General features: G+C 71.7%; 19 protein-coding genes and 1 tRNA gene. 10 read left to right on the top strand and 10 right to left on the bottom strand.

The window, feature by feature from the left end:
* Together ACXKR8_RS20780 and ACXKR8_RS20775 are read left to right on the top strand one after the other, a co-directional pair.
* Nucleotides 1–849 (top strand): fumarylacetoacetate hydrolase family protein, encoded by an 849-nt coding sequence (locus ACXKR8_RS20780; protein ID WP_458274378.1) that lies wholly within the window; start codon nt 1–3, stop codon nt 847–849.
* 11 nt (nt 850–860) lie between these two features.
* On the top strand, nt 861–2,210 hold the full coding sequence (locus ACXKR8_RS20775) for an L-fuconate dehydratase (protein WP_458274377.1): 1,350 nt from the start codon (nt 861–863) through the stop codon (nt 2,208–2,210).
* A gap of 4 nt (nt 2,211–2,214) precedes the next feature.
* Here ACXKR8_RS20775 and ACXKR8_RS20770 read toward each other — a convergent pair whose 3' ends face one another.
* From ACXKR8_RS20770 to ACXKR8_RS20760, 3 genes are all read right to left on the bottom strand, one after another.
* The gene (locus ACXKR8_RS20770) at nt 2,215–2,538 is read right to left on the bottom strand and encodes an L-rhamnose mutarotase (protein WP_458274376.1); all 324 of its coding nucleotides are present in this window, start codon (nt 2,536–2,538) and stop codon (nt 2,215–2,217) included.
* Between the two features lie 71 nt (nt 2,539–2,609).
* A complete protein-coding gene (gene manA, locus ACXKR8_RS20765; protein WP_458274375.1) occupies nt 2,610–3,881 on the bottom strand; it encodes a mannose-6-phosphate isomerase, class I in 1,272 nt (423 codons plus the stop codon).
* Between the two features lie 77 nt (nt 3,882–3,958).
* Nucleotides 3,959–5,047 (bottom strand): mandelate racemase/muconate lactonizing enzyme family protein, encoded by a 1,089-nt coding sequence (locus tag ACXKR8_RS20760; protein ID WP_458274374.1) that lies wholly within the window; start codon nt 5,045–5,047, stop codon nt 3,959–3,961.
* A gap of 91 nt (nt 5,048–5,138) precedes the next feature.
* Here ACXKR8_RS20760 and ACXKR8_RS20755 point away from each other — a divergent pair, with 91 nt between their 5' ends.
* From ACXKR8_RS20755 to ACXKR8_RS20740, 4 genes are all read left to right on the top strand, one after another.
* Complete coding sequence (locus ACXKR8_RS20755; protein ID WP_458274373.1) at nt 5,139–5,801, top strand: GntR family transcriptional regulator; 663 nt, start codon at nt 5,139–5,141, stop codon at nt 5,799–5,801.
* 110 nt (nt 5,802–5,911) lie between these two features.
* Nucleotides 5,912–6,673 (top strand): DeoR/GlpR family DNA-binding transcription regulator, encoded by a 762-nt coding sequence (locus ACXKR8_RS20750; RefSeq protein ID WP_458274372.1) that lies wholly within the window; start codon nt 5,912–5,914, stop codon nt 6,671–6,673.
* A gap of 48 nt (nt 6,674–6,721) precedes the next feature.
* The gene (locus tag ACXKR8_RS20745) at nt 6,722–7,201 is read left to right on the top strand and encodes a nuclear transport factor 2 family protein (RefSeq protein WP_458274371.1); all 480 of its coding nucleotides are present in this window, start codon (nt 6,722–6,724) and stop codon (nt 7,199–7,201) included.
* Between the two features lie 122 nt (nt 7,202–7,323).
* A tRNA-Arg gene (locus tag ACXKR8_RS20740) sits at nt 7,324–7,396 on the top strand.
* Between the two features lie 64 nt (nt 7,397–7,460).
* On the opposite strand, the gene ACXKR8_RS20735 is transcribed toward ACXKR8_RS20740, so the two are convergent.
* Entirely contained in the window at nt 7,461–9,647 is a 2,187-nt protein-coding gene (locus tag ACXKR8_RS20735) for a carbohydrate-binding module family 20 domain-containing protein (protein ID WP_458274370.1), read from the bottom strand.
* A gap of 226 nt (nt 9,648–9,873) precedes the next feature.
* On the opposite strand from ACXKR8_RS20735, the gene ACXKR8_RS20730 reads away from it, so the two are divergent.
* Complete coding sequence (locus tag ACXKR8_RS20730; RefSeq protein ID WP_458274369.1) at nt 9,874–10,737, top strand: PhzF family phenazine biosynthesis protein; 864 nt, start codon at nt 9,874–9,876, stop codon at nt 10,735–10,737.
* Between the two features lie 54 nt (nt 10,738–10,791).
* Here ACXKR8_RS20730 and ACXKR8_RS20725 read toward each other — a convergent pair whose 3' ends face one another.
* Nucleotides 10,792–11,718, bottom strand: a complete 927-nt coding sequence (locus tag ACXKR8_RS20725) for an NAD-dependent epimerase/dehydratase family protein (RefSeq protein ID WP_458274368.1) — start codon at nt 11,716–11,718, stop codon at nt 10,792–10,794.
* A gap of 151 nt (nt 11,719–11,869) precedes the next feature.
* On the opposite strand from ACXKR8_RS20725, the gene ACXKR8_RS20720 reads away from it, so the two are divergent.
* On the top strand, nt 11,870–12,709 hold the full coding sequence (locus ACXKR8_RS20720) for a siderophore-interacting protein (protein ID WP_458274367.1): 840 nt from the start codon (nt 11,870–11,872) through the stop codon (nt 12,707–12,709).
* A gap of 192 nt (nt 12,710–12,901) precedes the next feature.
* Here the strand turns inward: ACXKR8_RS20720 and ACXKR8_RS20715 are convergent, their stop codons facing one another.
* From ACXKR8_RS20715 to ACXKR8_RS20695, 5 genes are all read right to left on the bottom strand, one after another.
* Nucleotides 12,902–15,028: an ArnT family glycosyltransferase gene (locus ACXKR8_RS20715; RefSeq protein WP_458274366.1), complete on the bottom strand. Its 2,127-nt coding sequence runs from the start codon at nt 15,026–15,028 to the stop codon at nt 12,902–12,904.
* Nucleotides 15,029–15,116: 88 nt separating this feature from the next.
* On the bottom strand, nt 15,117–16,712 hold the full coding sequence (locus ACXKR8_RS20710; RefSeq protein WP_458274365.1) for a sensor histidine kinase: 1,596 nt from the start codon (nt 16,710–16,712) through the stop codon (nt 15,117–15,119).
* Nucleotides 16,709–17,473, bottom strand: a complete 765-nt coding sequence (locus ACXKR8_RS20705; RefSeq protein ID WP_458274364.1) for a response regulator transcription factor — start codon at nt 17,471–17,473, stop codon at nt 16,709–16,711. The genes ACXKR8_RS20710 and ACXKR8_RS20705 overlap by 4 nt, the downstream gene beginning before the upstream one ends.
* Before the next feature lie 107 nt (nt 17,474–17,580).
* The gene (locus ACXKR8_RS20700) at nt 17,581–18,369 is read right to left on the bottom strand and encodes a rhomboid family intramembrane serine protease (protein WP_458274363.1); all 789 of its coding nucleotides are present in this window, start codon (nt 18,367–18,369) and stop codon (nt 17,581–17,583) included.
* Nucleotides 18,370–18,437: 68 nt separating this feature from the next.
* Nucleotides 18,438–19,409: an aldose 1-epimerase family protein gene (locus ACXKR8_RS20695; RefSeq protein WP_458274362.1), complete on the bottom strand. Its 972-nt coding sequence runs from the start codon at nt 19,407–19,409 to the stop codon at nt 18,438–18,440.
* A 272-nt stretch (nt 19,410–19,681) separates the two neighbouring features.
* Here ACXKR8_RS20695 and ACXKR8_RS20690 point away from each other — a divergent pair, with 272 nt between their 5' ends.
* Together ACXKR8_RS20690 and ACXKR8_RS20685 are read left to right on the top strand one after the other, a co-directional pair.
* Nucleotides 19,682–21,664 (top strand): N-acetylmuramoyl-L-alanine amidase, encoded by a 1,983-nt coding sequence (locus ACXKR8_RS20690; RefSeq protein WP_462100614.1) that lies wholly within the window; start codon nt 19,682–19,684, stop codon nt 21,662–21,664.
* Complete coding sequence (locus ACXKR8_RS20685; protein WP_462100613.1) at nt 21,579–22,988, top strand: hypothetical protein; 1,410 nt, start codon at nt 21,579–21,581, stop codon at nt 22,986–22,988. The genes ACXKR8_RS20690 and ACXKR8_RS20685 overlap by 86 nt, the downstream gene beginning before the upstream one ends.
* The last annotated feature ends 36 nt before the right edge of the window (nt 22,989–23,024 follow it).

Genomic DNA, 23,024 nt, shown 5'->3' with positions numbered 1-23,024 from the left:
ATGAAGCTGCTACGTGTTGGCCCGGTCGGTGCCGAGCGTCCGGCGCTGCTGGCTGAGGACGGTCGACTGCTGGACCTGTCCTCGGTCACCGGTGACATCGACGGTGCGTTTCTGGCCGGGGACGGGCCAGATCGGGCCCGCGCCGCTGAGGCGGCCGGGCTGCTGCCGGAGCTTGACCCGCATCAGCGGATCGGGGCCCCGGTGGCCCGGCCGGGCAAGGTCGTCTGCATCGGCCTCAACTACCGCGACCACGCCCGGGAAACCGGTGCCGAGATCCCGATGCGGCCGGTGGTGTTCATGAAGGACCCCGGCACGGTGGTCGGCCCCGACGACCGTGTGCTGATCCCCCGGAACTCGGCCAAGACCGACTGGGAGGTGGAATTGGCGGTGGTGATCGGCCGTCAGGCCCGCTATCTGGCATCGCCGCTGGCCGCAGTCGAGGTGATCGCCGGGTATGCGGTGAGCAATGACGTCTCGGAGCGGGAGTTCCAGTTGGAGTTCTCGGGTCAGTGGGATCTGGGGAAGTCCTGCGAGACGTTCAACCCGCTGGGCCCCTGGCTGGTCACCCCCGAGGAGGTCGGTGACCCCCAGGCCCTGGGTCTGTACCTGTCCGTCAACGGCGTCAAGCGCCAGGACGGGCGCACCAAGAGCATGGTCTTCGACGTCGCCCACCTGGTCTGGTACCTGAGCCAGTACCTGGTGCTGGAACCCGGTGACGTCATCAACACCGGGACCCCGGCCGGAGTCGCCCTGGGCCTGCCCGACCACCCCTACCTGCGCCCCGGCGACGTGGTCGAGCTGTCCATCGACCGCCTCGGCGCCCAGCACCAGACCTTCGAGCAGGCATGAGAGGAACCAGCATGCCCGCCCCCACCGCGCGCATCACCGACCTGCAGACCTTCGACATCCGCTTCCCCACCTCCCGGGAACTGGACGGCTCCGATGCCATGAACCCCGACCCCGACTACTCCGCCGCCTACCTGATCCTGCACACCGACGCCGAGGACGGACTGCAGGGCCACGGCTTCACCTTCACCATCGGCCGCGGCAACGACGTCCAGGTCGCCGCCATCAACGCCCTGCGCACCCACGTCATCGGCCTACCCGTGGCCGAGCTGTGCGCAGACCCCGGCACCCTGAACCGGGCCCTGATCGGAGACAGCCAACTACGCTGGCTCGGCCCGGAAAAAGGCGTGATGCACATGGCCATCGGCGCCGTCATCAACGCCGTGTGGGACCTGGCCGCCAAACGCGCGAACAAACCCCTGTGGAAACTCCTCGCCGACGCCGACCCCGCCTGGCTCGTCTCCCAAGTCGACTTCCGCTACCTCACCGACGCCCTCACCCCCACCCAAGCCCTGAACCTGCTCCAACGCGGCCAAGCCGGACGCGCCCAACGCGAACAGGACCTCCTGGCAACCGGCTACCCCGCCTACACCACCTCCCCCGGCTGGCTGGGCTACACCGACACCAAACTCACCCGCCTGGCCAAACAAGCCGTCACCGACGGCTTCACCCAGATCAAACTCAAAGTCGGCGCCGACCTGGCCGACGACACCCGCCGCCTCAGCGCCGCCCGCACCGCCGTGGGCCCGCACATCCGCATCGCGATCGACGCCAACCAGCGCTGGGACGTGGACCAGGCCATCGAATGGACCCGCGCCCTGGCCCCCCACGACCCCTACTGGATCGAAGAACCCACCAGCCCCGACGACATCCTGGGCCACGCCGCCATCCACACCGCCATCGCCCCCATCCGCGTCGCCACCGGCGAACACGTCCACAACCGCATCATCTTCAAACAACTCCTCCAAGCCGGCGCCATCGACATCCTGCAGATCGACGCCGCCCGCGTCGGCGGCGTCAATGAAAACCTCGCCATCCTGCTCCTCGCCGCCCACTACAACATCCCCGTCTGCCCCCACGCCGGCGGGGTGGGACTGTGCGAACTGGTCCAACACCTGTCCATGTTCGACTACCTCGCCCTCTCCGGAACCACCCACGACCGCGTCATCGAATACGTCGACCACCTCCACGAACACTTCCTCGCCCCCGCCACCATCCGCAACGGCCACTACCAAGCCCCCCAAACCCCCGGCTTCTCCGCCCAGATGCACCCCGAGACGCTGGTGCAATTCGCCTACCCCCACGGCACCTTCTGGGCCGCGGACCTGGCACTGGCACCGGCCGAGCAAGCGGTTGCGGTGTGACGGGTCAGTCCAGGTGGAAGACCTCTTCCGCGGGGGCCCACCACTCGCCCGGGGCCGCGCTGTCCACCGGCTGCTGGCAGGGGTCGGTGTGGGCCCACCACTCCCGGGTGATCGGATCGGCGGCGATCGCCGCCGTGTCGGCCGCGTAGTCCGTACCGGTGTACTCGAGGTAGCTGAACAGCAGGCCGTCCCGCAGAAAGATCGAGTAGTTGCCGATGTGCGCCCGCTTCAGCGCGGCCAGCACCTGCGGCCAGGCCTCGGCGTGCAGGGCGCGGTACTCGGCCTCGAACTCCGGGCGCAACCGGATCACCCCGGCGAATCGCTGCATCGTGCTGGTTCCCTGTCTCGTTCGGTCGAGTGCTGTTGGGTGCTGCTGGGTGCTGCTGGGTGCTGCTACTGCTACCGGCTCGGGGCGGGGACGCCGACCCGGAACAGGACGGCGTCGTCCGCCTCGATCGTGGTGCGGCCGGCCGCGGCGGGCAGATAGGCCGACTGCCCCTTGACCAACCGCAGCCGCCCGCCAACCCCGTCCAGTCCGCCAACCCCGTCCAGCCCGTCCACCAGGACGGCCTCGCCCGCGACGCAGAGCAGGATCTGCGGGCCCTCGCCGTCGATGCGCTGCGTCGCCGCGCCGGTCAGGGTGTGGCGGGTGAGCAGGAACTCGTCCACGGGGGCAGGGTACACATCCACACCCGCTGTCCCCGGCACTGCCACGGGATCCACCAGGCCCGGGGCGGCGGCCTGGAATTCGACCACCCGCAGCAGTTCCGGCACATCGATGTGCTTGGGGGTCAGCCCGCACCGCAGCACATTGTCGGAGTTGGCCATCACCTCGACGCCCAGGCCGCCCAGATAGGCGTGCGGCACCCCTGCGCCCAGGAAGAGTGCCTGCCCCGGCCGCAGCCGGACATGGTTGAGCAGCAGCGCGGCCAGGATCCCGGGGTCGCCGGGGTAGTCGCGGACCACCCCGGCGTACGCCGCCAGCGCGGCGGCATACGCGGTGCCCGCGTCGGCAGCGGCCGTCGCGGCCCCGGGCAGTGCGGCGGCGACCGCGCGGGCGGTCTGCCGCCGGTGCTCGTCGCTCAGCACCTCGGCCAGGACGGTCCGTAGCGCCTCCGGCTCGGGCGCGCTGCGCAGCAGCTTTGACCAGCGGTCCAGCGCCGGCAGCCGCAGGGCGTCGAGCAGGTCGGCGGTCTCGGCGCAGCGGCGGAAACCGCACAGGGCGTCGAAGTCGCTGAGCGCGCAGATCATCTCCGGCTTGTGGTTGCGGTCCCGGTAGGTGCGCTCGGGCGCGTCCGGCGCGATGCCGCGTGCCTCCTCGTCGGCGAAGCCCGCGCGGGCCTGCTCCAGGGTGGGGTGCACCTGGACGGACAGGGCCTGCCCCACGGCCAGGACCTTGAAGAGGAACGGCAGTTGCGGGCCGAACCGGGCCAGCACGGCCGGGCCGAGCTCCGCCTCCGGATCGTCCGCGATCAGCCGGTCCAGCGGGCGGGGCCCGGCGCCCCGGTCGACCAGGGAGGGCGCTCCGGGGTGGGCGCCCATCCACAGCTCGGCCTGGGGCTCACCGGTCGGCTCCTCGCCCAGCAGCTCGGCCAGGGCACGGGTGGAGCCCCAGGCGTAGCCGCGGACGGAGTTGATCAGACGCTCGGGCGGGATCGGCGGGAGATTCACGGCGCGGGCTCCGGGGTGGCTGACGGTGCGGCTGGCAGGGGACGGACTTGTTTGTCCGTCCACTATAGACAACGTTGTCACATGATCCTGCGGTCGTCGATCGCGTCCTGGTCCCAGGTGATGCCGAGCCCGGGGCGGTCGGGTGCGACGGCGTGCCCGTCGATGATCTCCAACTGTCCTTCGGTGATCGCCCGCAGCTGCGGAATATGCTCCACATAGCGCCCGTTGGGCACCGCTGCGGCCAGGCTGACGTGCAGTTCCATCAGGAAGTGCGGGCAGACCTGGACATTGAACGCCTCCGCGAGATGGGCCACCTTCAGCCAGGGCGTGATCCCGCCCACCCGCGCCGCGTCGACCTGGACGATCGAGGCCGCCCCGCGGGCCAGGTAGTCGCGGAACTGGCCGATCGAGTAGAGCGACTCACCGACCGCCACCGGGATGGAGGTGGAGTTCGACAGCAGGACGTGGCCGGCCACGTCGTCGGCCGGCAGCGGCTCCTCGAACCAGGCGAGGTCGAAGGGCTCGAAGGCGGCGGCCCTGCGGCGGGCCTCGGCGTGGGTCATCGACTGGTTGGCGTCGACCATGATCTCCATCCCGGCGCCGACCGCGTCCCTGACCGCCCGCAGCCGCTCGACGTCCTGGCCCGCGCTCGGCTTGCCCACCTTGAGCTTGATGCCGTGCCAGCCCGCGGCCTGCGAGGCCAGCGCCCCGGCGACCAGTTCCTCGGTGGAGAGGTGCAGCCAGCCGCCCTCGGTGTCGTAGAGCGGGACCTGGCGCCGGAAGCCGCCCGCCAGCTGCCACAGCGGCTCGTCCGCGCGCAGGCACCGGAGATCCCAGAGGGCGGTGTCCACGGCGGCCAGGGCCAGTGAGGTGATCGCCCCCACGGTGGTGGCCCGGGTGGCGGCGAAGAGGTCGAACCAGATCGCCTCCACCACCCGGGCGTCCTGGCCCGGGAGCCGGGGCAGCAGGTGCTCCTGGAGCATCGCCAGGACGGAGCGCCCGCCGGTGCCGATCGTGTAGGAGTAGCCGACGCCGGTGCGGCCGTCGTCGGTGCGGATCTCCACCAGGACGGTCTCCTGCTTGAGGAACGCCTGCACCGCGTCGGTGCGCTCCTGCTCCACCTCGACGTCGATCAGATAGGCGCTCGCTGCGACGATCAGTGTCATCTCTGCCTCTTCCTATATTTTCCAAGAGACTATCGTGCCTTTTCAGCTCAACTCCAGGGCATGTGGATGCTGATCGTGTAGGATTTCGGCCATGGTATCCAGCCCGCAGCGGCAGGTGCTGGCGGACACGGTCTATGACACGCTCCGGCAGCGGCTGCTGGACCACGCCATCGAACCGGCGTCCAAGCTCAACATCAACGCGCTGTCCCTGGAGCTGGACGTCTCCCCGACACCGGTCCGCGAGGCCTTGGCCCGGCTGGAGGCCGAGGGGCTGGTGCTGAAGCGGACGCTGGCCGGCTACACGGCGGCGGCGCTGCTCAGCAATGAGGAGTTCGACGAACTCTTCGAGCTGCGGACGCTGCTGGAGCCCGCCGCGGCGGCCCGTGCGGCGGACCGCGCCGACCAGGACGACCTGCGGGCACTCGCCGGACACCTGGCCGAGATGCGCCGGGCCCAGGGCGCGGGCCCGCATCAGGCGCTGCAGCTGTTCGTCCGCCAGGACGCGCTCTTCCACGACCGGATCGCCGCGGCGGGCGGCAGCGCGCTGATGCGCGCCACCCTGGAGCGGCTGCACGCCCACACCCACCTCTACCGGCTCTCCTTCCGTGAGGGCATCGCCGAGGAGACCTGCCGGGAGCACGAGCGCATCCTCGACACCTTGCGGGAACGGGACGCCGACGCCGCGGCCGCCACCATGCGCACCCACCTCGCCCGCGCCCGGGCCCGACTGCTGGACGGGTCACCCGTGGGGTGAGGAGTATTGCCCGGTCCAGGGCGGTGTACTGCTGGGGGGCGACGGTATACCTCACTTACCGGCATATGTCGGTCTCGGGCGCAGAGCCGGCGAGAGGAGGGACCCCACGGATGCGGGCAGACGAGCGGCAGCACCGGATCCTCGTGCTGGCCCGGGACGAGGGCCGGGTCGAGGTGGTTGCCGCGGCCACCGAGTTCGGGGTCGCGCCGGAGACGATCCGGCGGGATCTGAGCGAGCTGGAGCGCAGGGGACTGGTCCGCCGTACCCATGGCGCCGCCTACCCGGTGGAGAGCGCGGGCTTCGAGACCAACCTGGCCCAGCGGGTCACGCTCCATGTCGAGAGCAAACGCCGGATCGCGGCCGAGGCGGTGACCCTCATCGGCGAGGCGGAGACCATCTTCGTGGACGAGGGCTACACCCCGCAGATCCTGGCCGCGCTGCTGCCCGCCGACCGGCCGCTGACGGTGGTGACGGCGTCGCTGACCACGGCCGCGGCGATCGCCGACTCGCCCAGTACGACCGTGCTGCTGCTGGGCGGCCGGGTCCGGGCCCGGACCCTGGCCACCGTGGGCTCCTGGGCCTGCGCCATGCTCTCCGGTTTTGTGATCGACCTGGCGTTCCTCGGGGCGAACGGGATCTCCCGGGAGCTGGGGCTGACCACCCCCGATCCGGTCGTGGCCGACGTCAAGTCCAAGGCGCTCCAGGTGTCGCGCCGCCGGATCTTCCTGGGGGACCACAGTAAGTTCGGAGCCGTCAGCTTCTGCCGCTTCGCCGAGGTCGCCGACTTCGAGGCGATCGTCACCGACACCGGCCTGTCCAGCGCGGAAGCGCACCGCTACTCGCAGCTCGGCCCGCACGTCATCCGGGTCTGACCGGCCCGCCCCGGCCCCCTGGGCCGCCCGACACCCTACGGAGCAACCATGTCGACATCCGGGTCCAGCCGGCAGGCCGTCGAGGACCTGATCACCCGCTACGCCGAGCTGGTGGACGACGGCGACTTCGCCGGGCTCGGCGTCCTGCTCGCCGACGCCGTCTTCATCGGCGGCGGTGCGCCGGTGAGCGGCGGTGACGCCATCGAGAAGATGTTCCACGACACCCTGATCGTCTACGAGGACGGCACACCGCGCACCCAGCACAGCGTCACCAATGTCCTGGTGGAGGTGGACGAGGAGGCCGGCACGGCGGTCTCCCGGGCGTACTTCACCGCGCTTCAGGCGCTGCCCGACCTGCCGCTGCAACCCATCGCCGGCGGCCGCTACCACGACCGCTTCGAGCGCCACGACGGCACCTGGCGCTTCGTGGAGCGCCGAGTCCAGGTCCGCCTGGTCGGCGACCTCAGCCACCACCTCCGCCAGGCCGCCGCAGGCCCGGCCGCCACCCGCCCGGCCGACACCCGCTGAGGCGGGCCGTCCGCGCGGTTTCGGCGGCCGGTCGGGGAAAGGGGGGCGAATCCGCGCCCGGCGATCCGCTAGTCTGTGGGGGGTCGGTCGCGGCGCAGTTGGCTGTGTACCGCCTGGCCAAGGCCTCCGTAGCTCAGGGGATAGAGCATTCGCCTCCTAAGTGAAGGGTCGCAGGTTCGAATCCTGCCGGGGGCACAGCGAGCCGTAAGGGCCCGCGCAGCACATGCTGCGCGGGCCCTTACGTTTGTGGTGGCGGCGACTACTTCCAGGTGTCGTTGAGGGTGGCGCTGCCTGAGGCGGGTGAGGTGCTGGTGCGGTTGGCTCCGCTCTCCCAGGTGACGTTTCCGCTCCCGTCCTTCTTGAAGTACTTGTACTCGAAGGCGGTGCTGGGCGGCAGGGACAGCGTTCCGGCCCAGACCGGGTAGGCCGCCGAGGACAGCAGGACGGCGCTGCCGGTGTTCCAGCTGCCCAGGGCGGGGATGGAACCGACCACGTAGACGTTCTGGCCGAGGACGGTGGTGGCGTTCTCGTCGAAGGTCTCGCTCACCGAGCCGACCGGGCTGCTGGGCGAGGCGGTGGGCGAGGCGGTGGGTGACGCGCTGGGCGAGGCGGTCGCCCCGGAGCCGGTCCAGACGTCGCTGACCGCGGCCGATCCGCTCGCCGCCGTGGTCAGGGCCATGTTGCCGCCCGGCTCCCAGGTGACGTTCCCGCTCGCGTCCCTGGCGATGTACTTGTACTGCACCGCGGTCGAGGCCGGCAGCCCGCTCACGGTGACGGTCCAGTACGCGCCGTTCTTGGTCATCGGGATCGCCGTCGCGGGCGACCAGTTGGAGAGCGCGCCGATCGATCCGGTGAGGTAGATCGGCGTGGTGCCCGGCGCTCCGGCCACGGTGAAGGTCTCGGTCACCCCGGAGCTGGGCGTGGGCGTCGGGGTCGGCGAGGCCGTCCCGGTGGTGACCAGGTCGGTGCTGTCGAAGGCGACCGCGTCCTTGGCCGGCACGGTCACGCTCGCGTTGCCGCTGCCGTCCACGATGACCGTGGGACCGCTGCAACTGCCGCCGCTCACCGCGCCGTGGACGATGTCGCAGTAGCTGCCCGCGGCGAGTCCGGTGGCGAAGGTCCTGGTCTGCGCCGAGCCCTCGTTGTTGAGGGCGATCCAGCCCGCGTTGCCGCGGCTGAAGGCGATCAGGTTGGAGCCGTCGTCGTACCAGTTGGCGACCGACTGCCCGGCGGTGTGGTTGTGCCAGGCGACCAGGTGGTTCACCCCGGTGATCCGGTCGGTGCACTCCCAGCCGCTGCCGCAGCTGGTGTCGGTGACGAAGCCGTTGCCGTCGGCCGGGGGCGAGTCGTCGCGGCCGTTGAAGTCGAAGCCCGCGTAGACCTCGGGGGTGCCGTAGCCCCAGGCGAGTTCGAACTCGGTGGCGAGGGTGTTGCTGGCGCCGGACTTGTAGCTGAGGGTGGAGCCGTCGCGTTCGGTGTCGTGGTTCTCGACGAAGACCAGCTCCTTGTTGCTGGGCAGCAGGCCCCAGGAGGCGCCGAAGGTCTTCAGGTTGGCGATGTTCCCGTTGAACTGCTGGGCCAGGTCGTCGGCGTAGTCGAAGCCGAGCAGGCTGCCGGTGCCCTCGAAGGCGGACGGCGCGAGCTGTCCGGTGCTGCCCAGCGCGACCTCCTGGGCGACGTACGGGGCCGTCCCGTCGGCGGTGGTGTGCAGCTTGGCCTCGATGGCGGCCAGGTCGGTCTGGCCGATGTGCTTGGCGGCGTCGACCCGGAAGCCGGAGACGCCGTAGCCGATCAGCTTGTTGAGGTACCCGGCGATCTCGGTGCGGACGTAGTCCGACTCGGTGCGCAGGTCGGCGAGGCTGGACAGCTCGCAGTGGGTGACCTCGTTGAAGTCGTTCCAGTTGTGGATCTGGTCGTCGGACTCGGCGCAGTCGGTGGGGTAGTTGTGGAAGTCGGCGCTGGAGTAGAGGCCCGGGTAGTTGTACTTGCTGTAGCCGGTGACCCCGCCGTAGGAGCTGCTGCCCTGGCCGGTCATATGGTTGATCACGGTGTCCACGTAGACCTTGACCCCGGCCGCGCGGCAGCTGGAGACCATCGCGGCGAACTGGGCCTCATTGCCCATCCGGCTGGTCAGGTTGTAGTCGACCGGCTGGTAGATCTCCCACCAGGGGTGGCCCGCGGCGGTGGTGGAGTCCTGCGGCGGCGCCACCTGCACGCCGCCGTACCCGGACGGGCCGAGCACGGTGGTGCACTCGTTGCCGACCGATTTCCAGTTCCACATGAAGAGGTTGGCGATGACATCGCTGCTGTTCATGGCCGCGTGGGCGGTCCCGGCGGTGGCGGCGAGGGTCAGCGGGACGATGCCGGCGGTGAGCAGCGCGCCCGAGGCGAGGACGGCACGGAGCCGGCCTCTGCGTGGGCCTGGCTCCGGGGGTTGACGGCGCATCAGGGGCTCCCTGGGTGGAGGGGGGTGGTGGCCCGACCATGCTCGGAGTGGCGCGGGCGCGTCAATACTCCTGCGGCAAGTTCTTGCAGAATCTTGCAGAGTGGACTGCCAATCCCTTTCAGTCCCTTCCGCACCGGACGCCCCGTCCACACCCCTGTCCGCGCCCTCGCCCGCACCCCCGTCCGCACCCCGGAACACCAGGGTCCACCGGTCCGTTTCCCCCGGCATGGACATCCTTCGCTACACCGCCTTCAGCACCGATCCCGCCGGCGGCAACCCCGCCGGTGTCGTCCTCGACGCGAGCGGACTGGACCAGGAGGCGATGCTCGCGGTCGCGGCGGAGCTGGGCTACTCGGAGACGGCGTTCGTGACCGGACGTGACGAGGTCGAACCGGGCGGCGCCCAGGTACGCGGCTTCGACGTGCGCTACTTCAGCCCCAAGGCGGAGGTCCCGTTCTGCGGCCACGCGACCGTCGCCACCGGCGTCGCCCTGGCCGACCACCTCACCGGCCCGGGCGAGCTGCTCTTCCGCACCCGCGCCGGGGAGGTCCCGGTGCTCGTGGCCGCAGGCCCGGACGGGGTCATGGCGGCCACCCTGACCAGCGTCGACCCCCGGGTCGAGCCGGTCGCCGACGCCGATGTCTCCGAGGCGCTGCGGCTGCTCGGCTGGCAGCCGGCCGACCTGGATCCGGCCCTCCCGCCCCGGATCGCCTACGCCGGAGCCCGACACCTGGTCCTCGCGGTGCGGACCCGCGAGCGCCTCGCCGACCTGGCGTACGACTTCGACGGCCTGGCCCGCCATATGACGGAACGTGACCTGACCACCCTGCAGCTGGCCTGGCGGGAGAGCGCCGACGTCTTCCACGTCCGCAACCCGTTCCCGGTCGGCGGCGTGGTCGAGGATCCGGCCACCGGCGCGGCGGCGGCCGCCTTCGGCGCGTATCTGCGCGAGCTGGGCGCGGTCGGCCCCTCCGCCCAACTGACCCTGTACCAGGGCGCGGACCTGGGGCGGCCCGGTCTGCTCCGGGTGGAACTGCGGGACGGCGACCGCCGGATCCGGGTCTCCGGCACGGCGGTCCCCATCCCCTGAGCGGCCTAACCGGCCCGACTCGACCCGCCCGACCGGTCCAACCAGCCCGTTCGCTCAGACGGCCACCCGCTCCGGCTGTCCCGCCGCCAGCGCCCGCACCGCGTCCAGGCTGGAGGCGTGGGTGGGGGCCCAGCCCAGCTCCGCCCGGGCCCGGGCGTTGGACACCCGCAGGTCGGTGCTGAACAGGGTGTGCGCCAGCGGGGCCGCCCGCAGCAGCCACAGCGGGACGGTCATCGGCTTCGGCGTGCCGAACGCCTCCGCGATCGCGCGGATCTGGGCGCCGAAGCTGACCGGGGTGTCGTCCACGATGTTGTACGCCCGGCCCGCGCGGCCGGTCCTGACCGCCGCCGCGACCGCGGCCGCCGCGTCCTGCACCGACACCCAGGACAGCAGCAGCCCGCGCTCCGGCACCACCGGCAGCGACCGCTTGCGCAGCAGCGGCACGATGGTGGTGTCGGTGACCCCCGCGCCGTGGAACAGGCCGAAGCGCAGTGCTACGCCCTCGATGCCGTCGCTGCCCAGGGTCAGCTCCTCCTTGGCGCGCATCGCGCCGACGTGCTTCTCCAGCCAGGGGTTGGCGCCCTTGGGGCCGAACGGGGTGCCGTCCTCGGTGATCACCGCGCCGCCGTGGGCGCCGTACCCGTAGCCGAAGATCATCGACTCGGCGACGAAGCGGCGGGCGCCGGTGGCCCGGGCGGCCTCGATCAAGTGCGGGGTGCCGTCCAGGCGCAGGGCGTTGGTCCCGACCATGTCCTGGTGCCGAGTCAGGGACTTGCCGGAGAGCGCGGTCGCGGCGTGCACCACGACATCGAACTCCAGGCCGTCCACCGCCCGGAGCACGGAGTCCCGGTCGAGCAGGTCCGCCCGCACCTCGTTCGCGGCGCCCCGGCCGAGGCCGGAGACCTGGTGCCCGTCCGCGGTCAGCGCCTCCCGGATGCACTGACCCAGTACGCCGCTTCCGCCTGCCAGCAGGATGTTCATGTCGTCTCCCCGGTTGCTGTGCTGCTGTGTGAAGCTTTCAACCGGTAGGACAGAGCAGTGGCCGCGGATGTGACACGACGGGGGCAGGGGGATGCGCCTGAGTTTTAGTTAGGTTAGCCTAAGCTAACTTTCTAGGCCGCCTGGAGTCCGCATGTCCGTCGCCGTCGCCCCCGCCCCCTCCTCTGCTGCTGCCCCCGCCGTCAGCCCCTTCCGACTGTTCTCGGTCCATGTCGTCCGCACCGAACGGCTCACCCCCGGCATGATGCGGGTGACCCTCGGCGGCGAGGACCTGGCCGGCTTTGTCAACGGAGGCCGGGACCAGCGGATCAAGCTGCTGCTCCCGCAGCCCGGACAGACCGAGCCGACCCTCCCCGACCAGGACGCGGACGGCGGCTGGTACCGCGCCTGGCAGCGGATGCCCACCGCCTGGCGCCCGGTCCTGCGCACCTACACCGTCCGGGCCCAGCGCGCCGACGCCCGCGAGATCGACATCGACCTCGCGCTGCACGCCGGCGCGAGCGAGGGCCCCGCCTCGCGCTGGGCCCGTGCCGCCCGTACGGGCGACCGGATCGCGGTCTTCGGTCCCGCCGTCCCCGACGCCGGCGGCGTCGAGTTCCACCTCCCGGCGACGGCGGACTGGGCGCTGCTGGTGGGGGACGAGACGTCGCTGCCGGCCATCGCCTGCATCCTGGAATCCCTCCCCGGCGGCTTCCCGGTCCAGGTGTTCATCCGCACCGCCGACCCGGCCGACCGCCAGCCGCTGCGCACCACCGCCTCGGCCCGATTCCACTGGCTCCACGGCGACACCACACTCGCGGAGGTCGTCACCACGGCTGACTTCCCGTCAGGAGCCCCCTGCGCCTGGCTCGCCGGCGAGGCGGCGCAGGTCCGCAACCTGCGCCGACACCTGGTCAACACCCGCGCCTTCCCCCGCGACGCCGTCGTCTTCATGGGCTACTGGCGCCAAGGCCACGCGGAAGCCGCCGCCTAGCAGCCTGCGCCGCCTAGCAGCCTGCGCCGCCTAGCAGCCGGCTCCGCGTAGTTGGCTGCTTTGCGCCGGAGGCGCGAGACGGAGCGGGGGCGCTGCTCGGGGAAGGCCGACCCCACCCGCGCAGCGCACCCCGCTCGGGCCGCACCCGTCCTCGGCCCGCACCCGTTCTCAGCTCTCAGCCAACCTCAGCCCTCACCCAGTCGTCGTCGCCTTCGCCTTGGTCAGGTCGTAGACCGTCACCCCGCCCACCGTGCTGGCGGTGTAGTGGGCCGCGACCCAGGTCGAGATCTGCGAGGAGTCGCCGCTCCCGCTACTGCCGCCCGGCATCCCGCCGCCGCCGATGAAGTAGTGGATCTTGCCGCTGCGGACATACTGCTCGAACTGGGCCAGGGTCGGGGCCGGGTCGGTCCCATTGAAGCCGCCGATGGACATCACCGGTTCGCCGGTGGCCAGTTGGTATCCCGAGGCGTTCTGGGAGCCGATCGCCGCCGCGGCCCAGGTGTACTTGGACGCACCGGCCTTGAGCAGCGAGGTGATCGCCGCGCCCGGCGTGGAGCCGTTCAGGAAGGTCCCGCCGCCACCCCCCGCGCCGCCGCCCCGCAGGCCACCGGCACCACCGGCACCACCGGCACCACCGGCCCCGCCGCCAGGCGCCCCCTGCGGCGGCGTCCCACCGGGGAACCCGCCGGCCGGACGCCCAGCACCCGCAGCGCCACCCGCGCCGCCCGTAGCGCCTGCGGCCCCGCCCCCAGGGAACCCACGTCCCCCGCCGAAGCCACCCCCGCCGAAGCCACCCCCGCCGCCGAAGCCGCCACCGCCCGCCACCGTCGGCCCCGCCGTCGGCAGCGAGCCGCCGTGCGCGGTGCCGGCCGTTTGCAGGGTGTAGGCCGCGGGCCCGGCCAGCGAGGCCAGCAGCCCGGTCACCGCCAGCGCACGTGCGATCCGGTCCGGCAGCTGCCCCGCGCCGATGAGGCCCAGCGCGGACAGCATGCCGACGACCAGCACCGCATACCGCAGCCACGGATACCAGTCCGCACTGCGCTCCAGCAGCACATACGACCACACCGCCGTCCCGCCCACCACCACGGCCAGCGTCGCGGACGCGAACCAGGTCTGCCGCCGCTCCCACAGCAGCGCGCCGCCCATGCCGACCAGCGCCGCGATGTACGGGGCCAGGGCCACGTTGTAGTAGGGGTGGAAGATCCCCTTCATCAGACTGAACGTCAGAAACGTCGTGACCAGGGCGATTCCCCACAGCACGAACGCCGCCCGCCGCGGATCCGTCCGCGGGCTGCGCCGGGTCAGCCAGACCCCGGCCACGAGCAGCAGCATCGCCGCAGGCAGCAGCCAGGCGATCTGCCCGCCCATCTCCGAGCCGAACAGCCGGCCGAGACCGGTGCTGCCCCACATCCCGGTGCTGCCGGCCGCGCCGCCGCCCCCGCCGCCCACGCTCCCGGTCTCGGCGCCGCTGAGCCGCCCGAACCCGTTGTAGCCGAAGGTCAGTTCCAGGAAGCTGTTGTTCTGGCTGCCGCCGACGAACGGCCGGTACTCGGCCGGGGTGAGTTCCACGATGGCGACCCACCACCCGCTGCTGACGACCAGCACCAGCGTCGCCACCAGCAGCTGCCTGATCCGCCGCCACATCCCGGTGGGCGCGAAGGCCAGATAGGTGACTCCGAGCGCGGGCAGGATCAGGAACGCCTGCAGGGTCTTGGTCAGGAACGCCGTTCCCACACACAACCCTGCCAGCACCAACCACCGGGTCTGGGCCTGCTCCTGGGCCCGCAGCACGGCATAGCCGGCCAGCGCCAGCAGCAGCGCCAGCAGCGCGTCCGGGTTGTTGAAGCGGAACATCAGCGCCGCGACCGGGGTCAGTGCCAGCACCGCGCCCGCGATCAGCCCGGCCTGCGGCGAGAAGCGGCGGCGGACCGCCGCGTACACCACGGCGACGGTGCCGACCCCCTCCAGCGCCTGCGGCACCAGGATGGCCCAGGAGTTGACGCCGAAGATCCTGGTGGAGATCTCCATCGGCCAGAGCGCGGCCGGCGGTTTGTCGACGGTGATGAAGTTGGAGGCGTCGGACGAGCCGTAGAACATCGCCTCCCAGCTCTTGGTCCCGGCCTGCACGGCCGCCGAGTAGAACTGGTTGGCCCAGCCGGACGCGCCCAGCCCCCACAGGTAGAGGACCGCGGTGGCCAGCAGCAGGGCGACGAAGGCGGGCCGGACCCAGCGCGGGTCGCTCGCGCGGGCGGTGGCCGGGGTGGCCTCGGGGAGCGGAGGAGGGGTTACGACCTGGGGCTGCGGAGCGGTCTCGGTCATCGGAAAGCCTTCTCGGGGCTGCGGAGTGGGCACTCTGCCAATCTCGCCCGCCGCCCTGTCGCCGACGTATGCCGGTGCTGTGAGCCGCCTATCGGTTCGTGGCCACAACCTCCGAAGCCACAACCTCCGAAGCCACCTGGTCCGTCCCTTCGGACGCCGCCTGCGGCAGCCGCACCGCGAACACCGTCCGCCCCGGCTCGCTCTGCACGCTGACCTGGCCTCCGTGCGAGGCGGCGACCGCCGCGACGATGGCCAGGCCCAGGCCGGTGCTGCCGGCCGCGCGGGAGCGGGAGCTGTCGCCGCGGGCAAAGCGCTCGAACACCGTGGGCAGCAGCGCCTCCGGGATCCCCGGGCCGTTGTCGGTGATCCGCAGCTCACAATCATCTGTGTCGATCAGGCTGACGATGGACGCGGTGACCACGGTCCCGGCCGGGGTGTGCTTGCCCGCGTTGGCGAGCAGGTTGACCAGCACCTGCTGCAGCCGGTGCGGGTCGCCGTCCACCATCACCGGGTCGTCCGGGAGGTCGACCTGCCAGCGGTGGTCCGGGTTGGCCGCGTGGGCGTCCCGTACCGCGTCCATCACCAGCGGCGACAGGTCCAGCGGTTCGCGGTCCAGCGGGCGTCCGGCGTCCAGGCGGGCGAGCAGCAGCAGGTCCTCGACCAGCCGGGTCATCCGCGCGGCCTCCGACTCCACCCGGCTCAGCGCGTACGCGGTGTCCGGCGGGACGGTCTCCCGTCCGCGCCGGGTCAGTTCCGCGTAGCCGGCGATGGACGCCAGCGGGGTGCGCAGCTCATGGCTGGCGTCGGCGACGAACTGCCGGACCCTGGTCTCGCTGGCGTGCCGTGCGGCGAGGGCGTTGGAGACATGCTCGATCAGCCGGTTCAGCGAGGCGCCGACCTGGCCGGCCTCGGTCCTGGTGTCGGTGTCCGCGTCGGGGACCTGGACCAGCTCGCCGACCTCGCCCCGGTCCAGCGGCAGCCGGGAGATCCGCACGGCGGTGGCGGCGACCCGGTCCAGCGGCCGCAGCGAGATCCGGATCAGCGCGAAGGAGAGGAAGCCGGCCGCGATCAGCCCGCCGACGGTGACCACGGCCTCGACCGCGATCAGCTTGTCGACCAGGGCCTCGGCCGGGCCCAGCGGGACGGCCACCAGCACGGTGGTCCCGTTCACCACCTGGGCGTTGACCAGGTAGTCCCCGTACTGGGAGCCGGGGATGTTGACGGTCAGGTGCTCCGCCCCGTGCGCGGCGGCGGCGAGCGGCGCGGTCTGGTCGGCGGTGAGGGTCACCGTCGCGGCCCGTGGCGGAAAGGTGCTGTAGTTGATGCCGGAGTTGACGGCGGCGGTGACCACGCCGTTCACGATCGTCCCGCCGATCGCGTTCTCGGGGAGCACCCCGACGTAGTCCAACGGGTCGTCACCCTGGTGCCGCCCGCCGGGGCCGCCGGTCGCACCGGAACCGCCGGGGCCGCCCCCTGGGTGGTTGAAGGTCTGCGCGAAGGCCTGGTCCAGTTTGGTCCGGGCGGCCGCGGTGAGGTCCTGCTTCAGCATCAGCGTGGTGGTGAGCGCGATCGCCCCGCTCACCACGGCGAGCATCACGGTCGTGGTGACGAGCAGCCGGGTTCGCAGCGACCAGGTCGACCAGCGCCGGAACCGGTCGGTCCCGCTGCCCGTCGCGGATCTCATCGCCCCGGGGCTCCCGCGTCGGCGGGCTTCAGCACGTACCCGGCGCCGCGCATGGTGTGGATCATCGGCTTGCGTCCGGCGTCGATCTTGCGGCGCAGGTAGGAGATGTAGAGCTCGACCACATTGCCCTGGCCGCCGAAGTCGTAGGACCAGACCCGGTCCAGGATCTGCGGCTTGCTGAGCACCCGGCGCGGGTTGCGCATCAGGAACCGCAGCAGCTCGAACTCGGTGGCGGTGAGCCGGATCGAGTCGTCGCCGCGGAACACCTCGCGGCTGTCCTCGTCCAGCGTCAGATCGCCGACGACCAGCACCGACTCCGCCCTCGCCGCGGCCGTGCCGGAGCGCCGGAGCAGGCCGCGCAGCCGGGCGACGACCTCCTCCAGGCTGAACGGCTTGGTCACGTAGTCGTCGCCGCCGGCGGTGAGCCCGGCGATCCGGTCCTCGACCGCGTCCTTGGCGGTGAGGAACAGCACCGGCACGTCGTGCTGGTCGGCGCGCAGCCTGCGCATCACCTCGAGCCCGCTCATGTCCGGCAGCATCACGTCCAGGATCACCGCGTCGGGGCGGAACTCGCGGGCGCCGCGCAGCGCTTCGGCGCCGTCGCCGGCGGTGGCGGTCTGCCAGCCCTCGTAGCGCAGCGCCATCGACAGCAGGTCGGCCAGCGGGGCCTCGTCGTCGACCACGAGCACACGCACCGGGGAGCCGTCGGGTCGGCGGAGGTCGGCCGGGGCCGCGTCGGAGGCAGAGGAAGTTGTGGTCATGCCGATACGTTGCCGAGAACAGATGAGAAACCCATGAGGCCGGTCTGTGGCGGTCCTGTGGATTCCATGGCAATTTCGCCCGGGGGTTCCCAGGTTCCGCTCATCCGCTACAGCAGGCCGAGATCGCCCAGCTCTTTGTGCAGGTCACTGCGGTTGGACGCCTGCGCGGGCAGGTTCACCCCGGAACCGGGGGCCGCACCGGCACCAGCAGCACCAGCACCAGCACCAGCACCGGCCGAAGGCCCAAAAGCGCCCGAGGCCTCGGGAGCCGTCGGCACCGCCGCCGCCTTCGGGTGCCGGTCCCGCAGCAGCCAGGCGCCGGCCATGCCGCCGATCAGCCCGCCCAGGTGCGCCAGCCAGCTCACCCCGGGCGTGCCCGGCAGCGCGATGGTGACCAGGTAGGCGAAGGACGCCGCCATCACCACCCCGATCAGGGTGTCGATCAGATGCCGGTCGAAGATCCCGCGCAGCACCACATAGCCGAAGTAGCCGAAGATCAGCCCGCTGGCGCCGACCCCGAGGGTGTTCGTCCCCTGGAAGAACCACTCGGCGAATCCGCTGGTCAGCGCGACCAGCAGGGTCAGCCAGAGAAAGCGGACGACGCCGCGGTAGGCGGCCAGGAAGCCGAACACGAACAGGGGGCCCGAGTTGCCCTCGATGTGCTGCCAACTGAAGTGCAGGAACGGCGAGGTGAGGATCTCGGGCAGCCGGCTGACCCGGAGCGGGACCAGGCCGTACTCCCGGTCCAGCTGGTAGTGCCCGGCCCAGTTGACGATCTGGAGCACCCAGATGACCACCATGAAGCCGAACATCACAAAGAACGCCTTCCGCGCCTCCGTGATCATCTCCTCGGCCGACTCCGGCCCCGTGCTGGTCCACCCCTGCGACATGCCCATGTGCGGTACCCCCTCGTCCGCCCAACTCTACGGTGGAAGAGGGGCTCTACGGCAGTGGTGAAATGCGACTACAGCGCGCGAATGCCCCAGTGGTGCGCCACCCGCTCGCCCGGTTCGAGCCGGATCACGTCCTCGCCGGTGGCGAAGGCGTTCGGCGGGCAGCTCATCGGCTCCACCGCGACCCCCGCGCGCCGGTATCCGCCGGGCAGCCCGTCGGCCGAGTAGACCTGGAGCCAGCCGATCCCCTCGCCGACCCACATCTCCACCCCGTGGTTGCCGTCCGCGCTGGTCAGCCGGACCCGGGCGCGTCCGTCCGGGTCGCGCTGGAGCCCGGTGAAGGCGGTGTCCAGCAGGGTGTCGCCGATGCCGCGGGCCTTGCGGAAGTCGTACAAGCCGCCGCTGACGTCCTCCCGGGCGCCGGTCGGGATCATCCGCTCGTCGACCGGGAGCCAGGTGTCCGCCGGCAGTTCCAGCACCATGTCGTCGACACTGCCGGGCCCCCGGCCCAGGGTCAGGTAGGGGTGCGCGCCGATGCCGTACGGGGCCGCCGTGGGTCCGACGTTGTGGGCGGCGACCGAGACGCTCAGGCCGTCCTCGCCCAGCTCGTACGAGGCGGTCAGCTCCAGGATGTGCGGGTAGCCGTGCATCGGGTAGAGCCGCAGGCCGAAGCGGACCGAGGCGGCGTCCTCGGCGACCACCCGCCAGGGCAGCCAGCGGACGAAGCCGTGGCTGGCGTTGTGGTTCGGCGGCTCGCTGATGTCGAGCTGCTGTTCGTGGCCGTCGAACGCGTACCTGCCGTCGCGCACCCGGTTCGGCCACGGCACCAGCAGTTGGCCGGCCCCGCCGGGCGGGGTCTGGTCCACCGGGTGCTTGACGATCAGTGGTCGGCCGCGGTGGCTGAAGGCCCGCAGGCCCGCCCCCACACCGGTGACCACCGCGCGGTAGTCGCCGTACTCGATGACCTGCTGGGGGCCGGTGGGGGAGAGCGGCTCCTCGCCGGCGGGAGCGTCGCTGCGATGCGTGCGGTTCGCGTCAACCATGTGCATATCGTCGCACGACCGGCTTCGGCACAGGAGCCCCAACGGTCGCAACCAAACCAATTGCTGCTAGCCTCTCTCCGCACTTGGCATGTGTTCGAATCGCAGGGGATCGCGTCCGGGGGACAGCGTCCCGACGCATGGGGAGCACCACTGTCCGCAGCGACGCGGACAGCGTTCACACAGGCGGGGTAGTCAGGCCGGGGCCAGGGGAACCGGGGGGACCGGGTGCGTCGCGGCTGACCCGTACATGAGTACAGGGCAGGGGCACAGCTTTGACAGCGGGACATGGTCGGCCGGCACGGGGCAGGGCTCCGCAATCGACCGCGAAGCGGGCGCCGAAACACGTCAGGACCAAGTCACGGCTGTGGGCCGGGGCCGCGGCCGGGCTGGCCGTCGGCGGGCTGGTGGTCGGCGCGGTGGCCAACGCCGCCACCGGGACCACCCCGACCGCGGTGCGGAAGGCGTCCCCCGCGTCGACCGCTCCGCCGGCCTCCGCCGCGCTGCAGGCGGACTTCACCGCGGCCGCGGCCGAGTTCCAGGTCCCGGTGAGCGTGCTGCTGGCGGTCTCCTACCAGGAGACCCTCTGGGAGTCCCACCAGGGCGAGCCGAGCGTCACCGGCAACTACAACGTGATGGGCCTGACCTCGGTCAACCCCGCCGACCTGAACCCGGTCACCACCGCGGAGAAGAAGGCGGACCTGGCCGGCGCGGCCGGCGACCCGGCGCAGATCGCGAAGAAGAGCACCGCCTCGGCCGCCGCTGCCTCCGCCGCCGCGGCCCAGCAGCTGGCCCAGTTCGAGACGGTCGACACCACCGCTCCCGCGCTGCACACCCTGGACGCCGCCGCCGCGCTGATCAAGCAGCCCGACTCGACCCTGCGCGGTCAGATGAAGCAGAGCGTCCGGGGCGGCGCTGCCCTGCTGGCCTCCTACGAGAAGGCGGCCAAGGGCTCGCTGCCGACCGACGCCGGCCAGTGGTACCCGGCCGTCGCCCAGTTCTCCCAGGCCGCCGACACCGCCACCCAGAACCAGTTCGCCGACGGGGTGTACGGCGTCATCGCCACCGGCGCGGCCCGCACCACCGGCGACAACCAGGCCGTGCTGCTGGCGGCCGAACCCGCGGTGAAGCCGCAGCCGCAGACCGCGCCCGGTAGGGCGCGCGGCCTCACCGCGGCCCAGACCTGCGAGGCGGGCCCCGCGGGCTGCACCTTCGTCCCCGCGGCTGCGGGCAACTTCGACGTGGCGAACCGCCTCAACGCGGCCGACGGCGACACCGTCCGCGACATCGTCATCCACACCACCGAGGGCAGTGCGGCCTCGGCGATCAACACCTTCCGGACCTACAACCCGAGCAACCCGACCAGCGCCCACTTCGTGGTGGCCGCGACCGGGGCGGTCACCCAGCTGGTGCACACCAAGGACGTGGCCTTCCAGGCCGACAACAAGACGATCAACTCGCACTCGATCGGCGTGGAGGACGAGGGCTACGCCCTCAAGACCGGCAGCTGGGTCTCCGAGGTGGAGTACGACGCCTCCGCCGCCCTGGTGAAGCAACTCGCCAAGCTCTACAGCATCCCGCTGGACCGCGAGCACATCCTCGGCCACGACGACGTGCCCTATGTGACCGGCGACTACGTCACCGACCAGCAGGACGACCCGGGCCCGTACTGGGACTGGTCCCACTACCTGAGCCTGCTCGGCGCCCCGGCGCTGGACGGCACCGGGATGCCGCTGGTCGGCGGCACGGTCACCATCGCGCCGGACTACGCGAGCAACAAGCCGGTGCTGACCGGCTGCAGCGGCGGCGCCTGCGTGTCCCACCCGGCGAACTTCGTCTACCTGCGGACCAGCCCCTCCTCCTCGGCGCCGCTGATCAGCGACGCGCTGCTGAAGTCGGTCCGGACGACCTCCGCGACCACCGGCGGCGCGGACGTCAGCGACAAGGCGGTCTACGGACAGAGCTTCGTGGTGGCCGGCGTCTCCGGCGACTGGACCGCGATCTGGTACGGCGGCCAGGAGGCGTGGTTCGACAACCCCGGCGGGGTGAACACCTACGCCAACGGCAACCCCGCCCAGAACCTGGTCCTGCCCAAGGGCAGCACCCCGATCAAGGTGTACGGCCGTGCCTACCCGGAGGCCGCCGCCTACACCACGGCCGGGGTCCCGGCCGATGTGCAGCCGCTGGTGGCGCTCCCGCACTACAGCATCGCCCCCGGCCAGGCCTACACCACCACCGGGCGGCGCGCTGGCCGGTGACTTCTACGACTACGACGACGCCGACTGCGCCACCGCCGCCTGCAAGGTGGTCATCGGGACGACCCAGTACTACGAGATCCGGTACAACCACCGGCTCGCCTATGTGCTGGCGTCCGACGTGCAGACCACCACGCCCAAGGCCCCGCCGACCGGGACCCTGGTGCCGGTCGGGCCGACCCGGGTGATGAGCACCATGGACGGCACCGGCAGTGTGCCGAAGGCCCGACTGAAGGCCAAGGGCACGGTCAAGCTGCAGGTCACCGGCACTCCCGGGGTCCCGTCCACCGGGGTCACCGCGGTCGTGCTCAAGGTGACGGCGGTCCAGCCGTCCGCGTCCGGCTTCGTCACGGTCTACCCGGACGGCCGGTCGCGGCCGGCCGTCTCCAGCATCAACTTCGCCTACGCCGAGAACCTGGCCGTCCCCAACCTGGTGGTGGTGCCGGTGCTGGACGGCAAGGTCGACTTCTACAACGCCGTCGGGACGGTCGACCTGCTCGCCGACCTGACCGGCTACTTCACCACCGACACCACGGTCGGCTCCACCTTCGTGCCGACCGGCCCCAGCCGGATCCTCGACACCGTCGGCGGCGTCGGCGCAGCCAAGGCCCGGGTGCAGCCCCAGGGCACCGTCAGGCTGCGGGTGGCCGGCACTCCCGGGGTCCCGGCCACCGGGGTCACCGCGGTGGCGCTGAACGTGACGGCGGCCGAGCCGTCCGCGTCCGGTTTCCTCACCGTCTACCCGGACGGTCCGAGCGGTCCGAATGGTACGAACGGTACGAACGGTACGAACGGGAGGACGCCGCCGTCCGGGTCCACGCTGAGCTTCACCGCGGGGGAGAGCACCCCCCATCTGGTGATCGTCCCGGTGACCGACGGCGTGGTCGACTTCTACAACCCCAGCGGGACGGTCGACCTGCTCGCCGACCTGACCGGCTACTTCACCCGTGACGGCGGCGGCGGGGTGTTCCACACGGCGGGCCCGGTCCGGGCGATGGACACCCGCACCGGTTTCGGGGTGCGCACCGGCAAGCTGGGCCCGGGCGGCGTGGTGACGCTCCAGGTCGGCGGGCGCAACGGGGTCCCGCTGAACGCCACCGCGGTGATCCTCAACGTCACCGCGGTCAAGCCGTCGAGCAGTGGGTCCGTCACCGTCTACCCGTACGGACTGAAGACCGTCCCGGCGGTGTCCAGCCTGAGCTTCACCCAGGGCGCGCTGATCTCCAACCTGGTGATCGTGCCGGTGGTGAACGGCAAGGTGAACTTCTCCAACGCCACCGGGACGGTCGACCTGGTCGCCGGCCTGACCGGCTACTTCACCCCGTAGGCCGGCGACGCGACCGCTGAGGGGCCGCCCCGTCCT

Source organism: Streptacidiphilus sp. PAMC 29251 (genome assembly GCF_054208735.2).
Note: the sequence above shows the minus strand (reverse complement) of the source record. Positions and strands in the feature narration are given on the sequence as shown.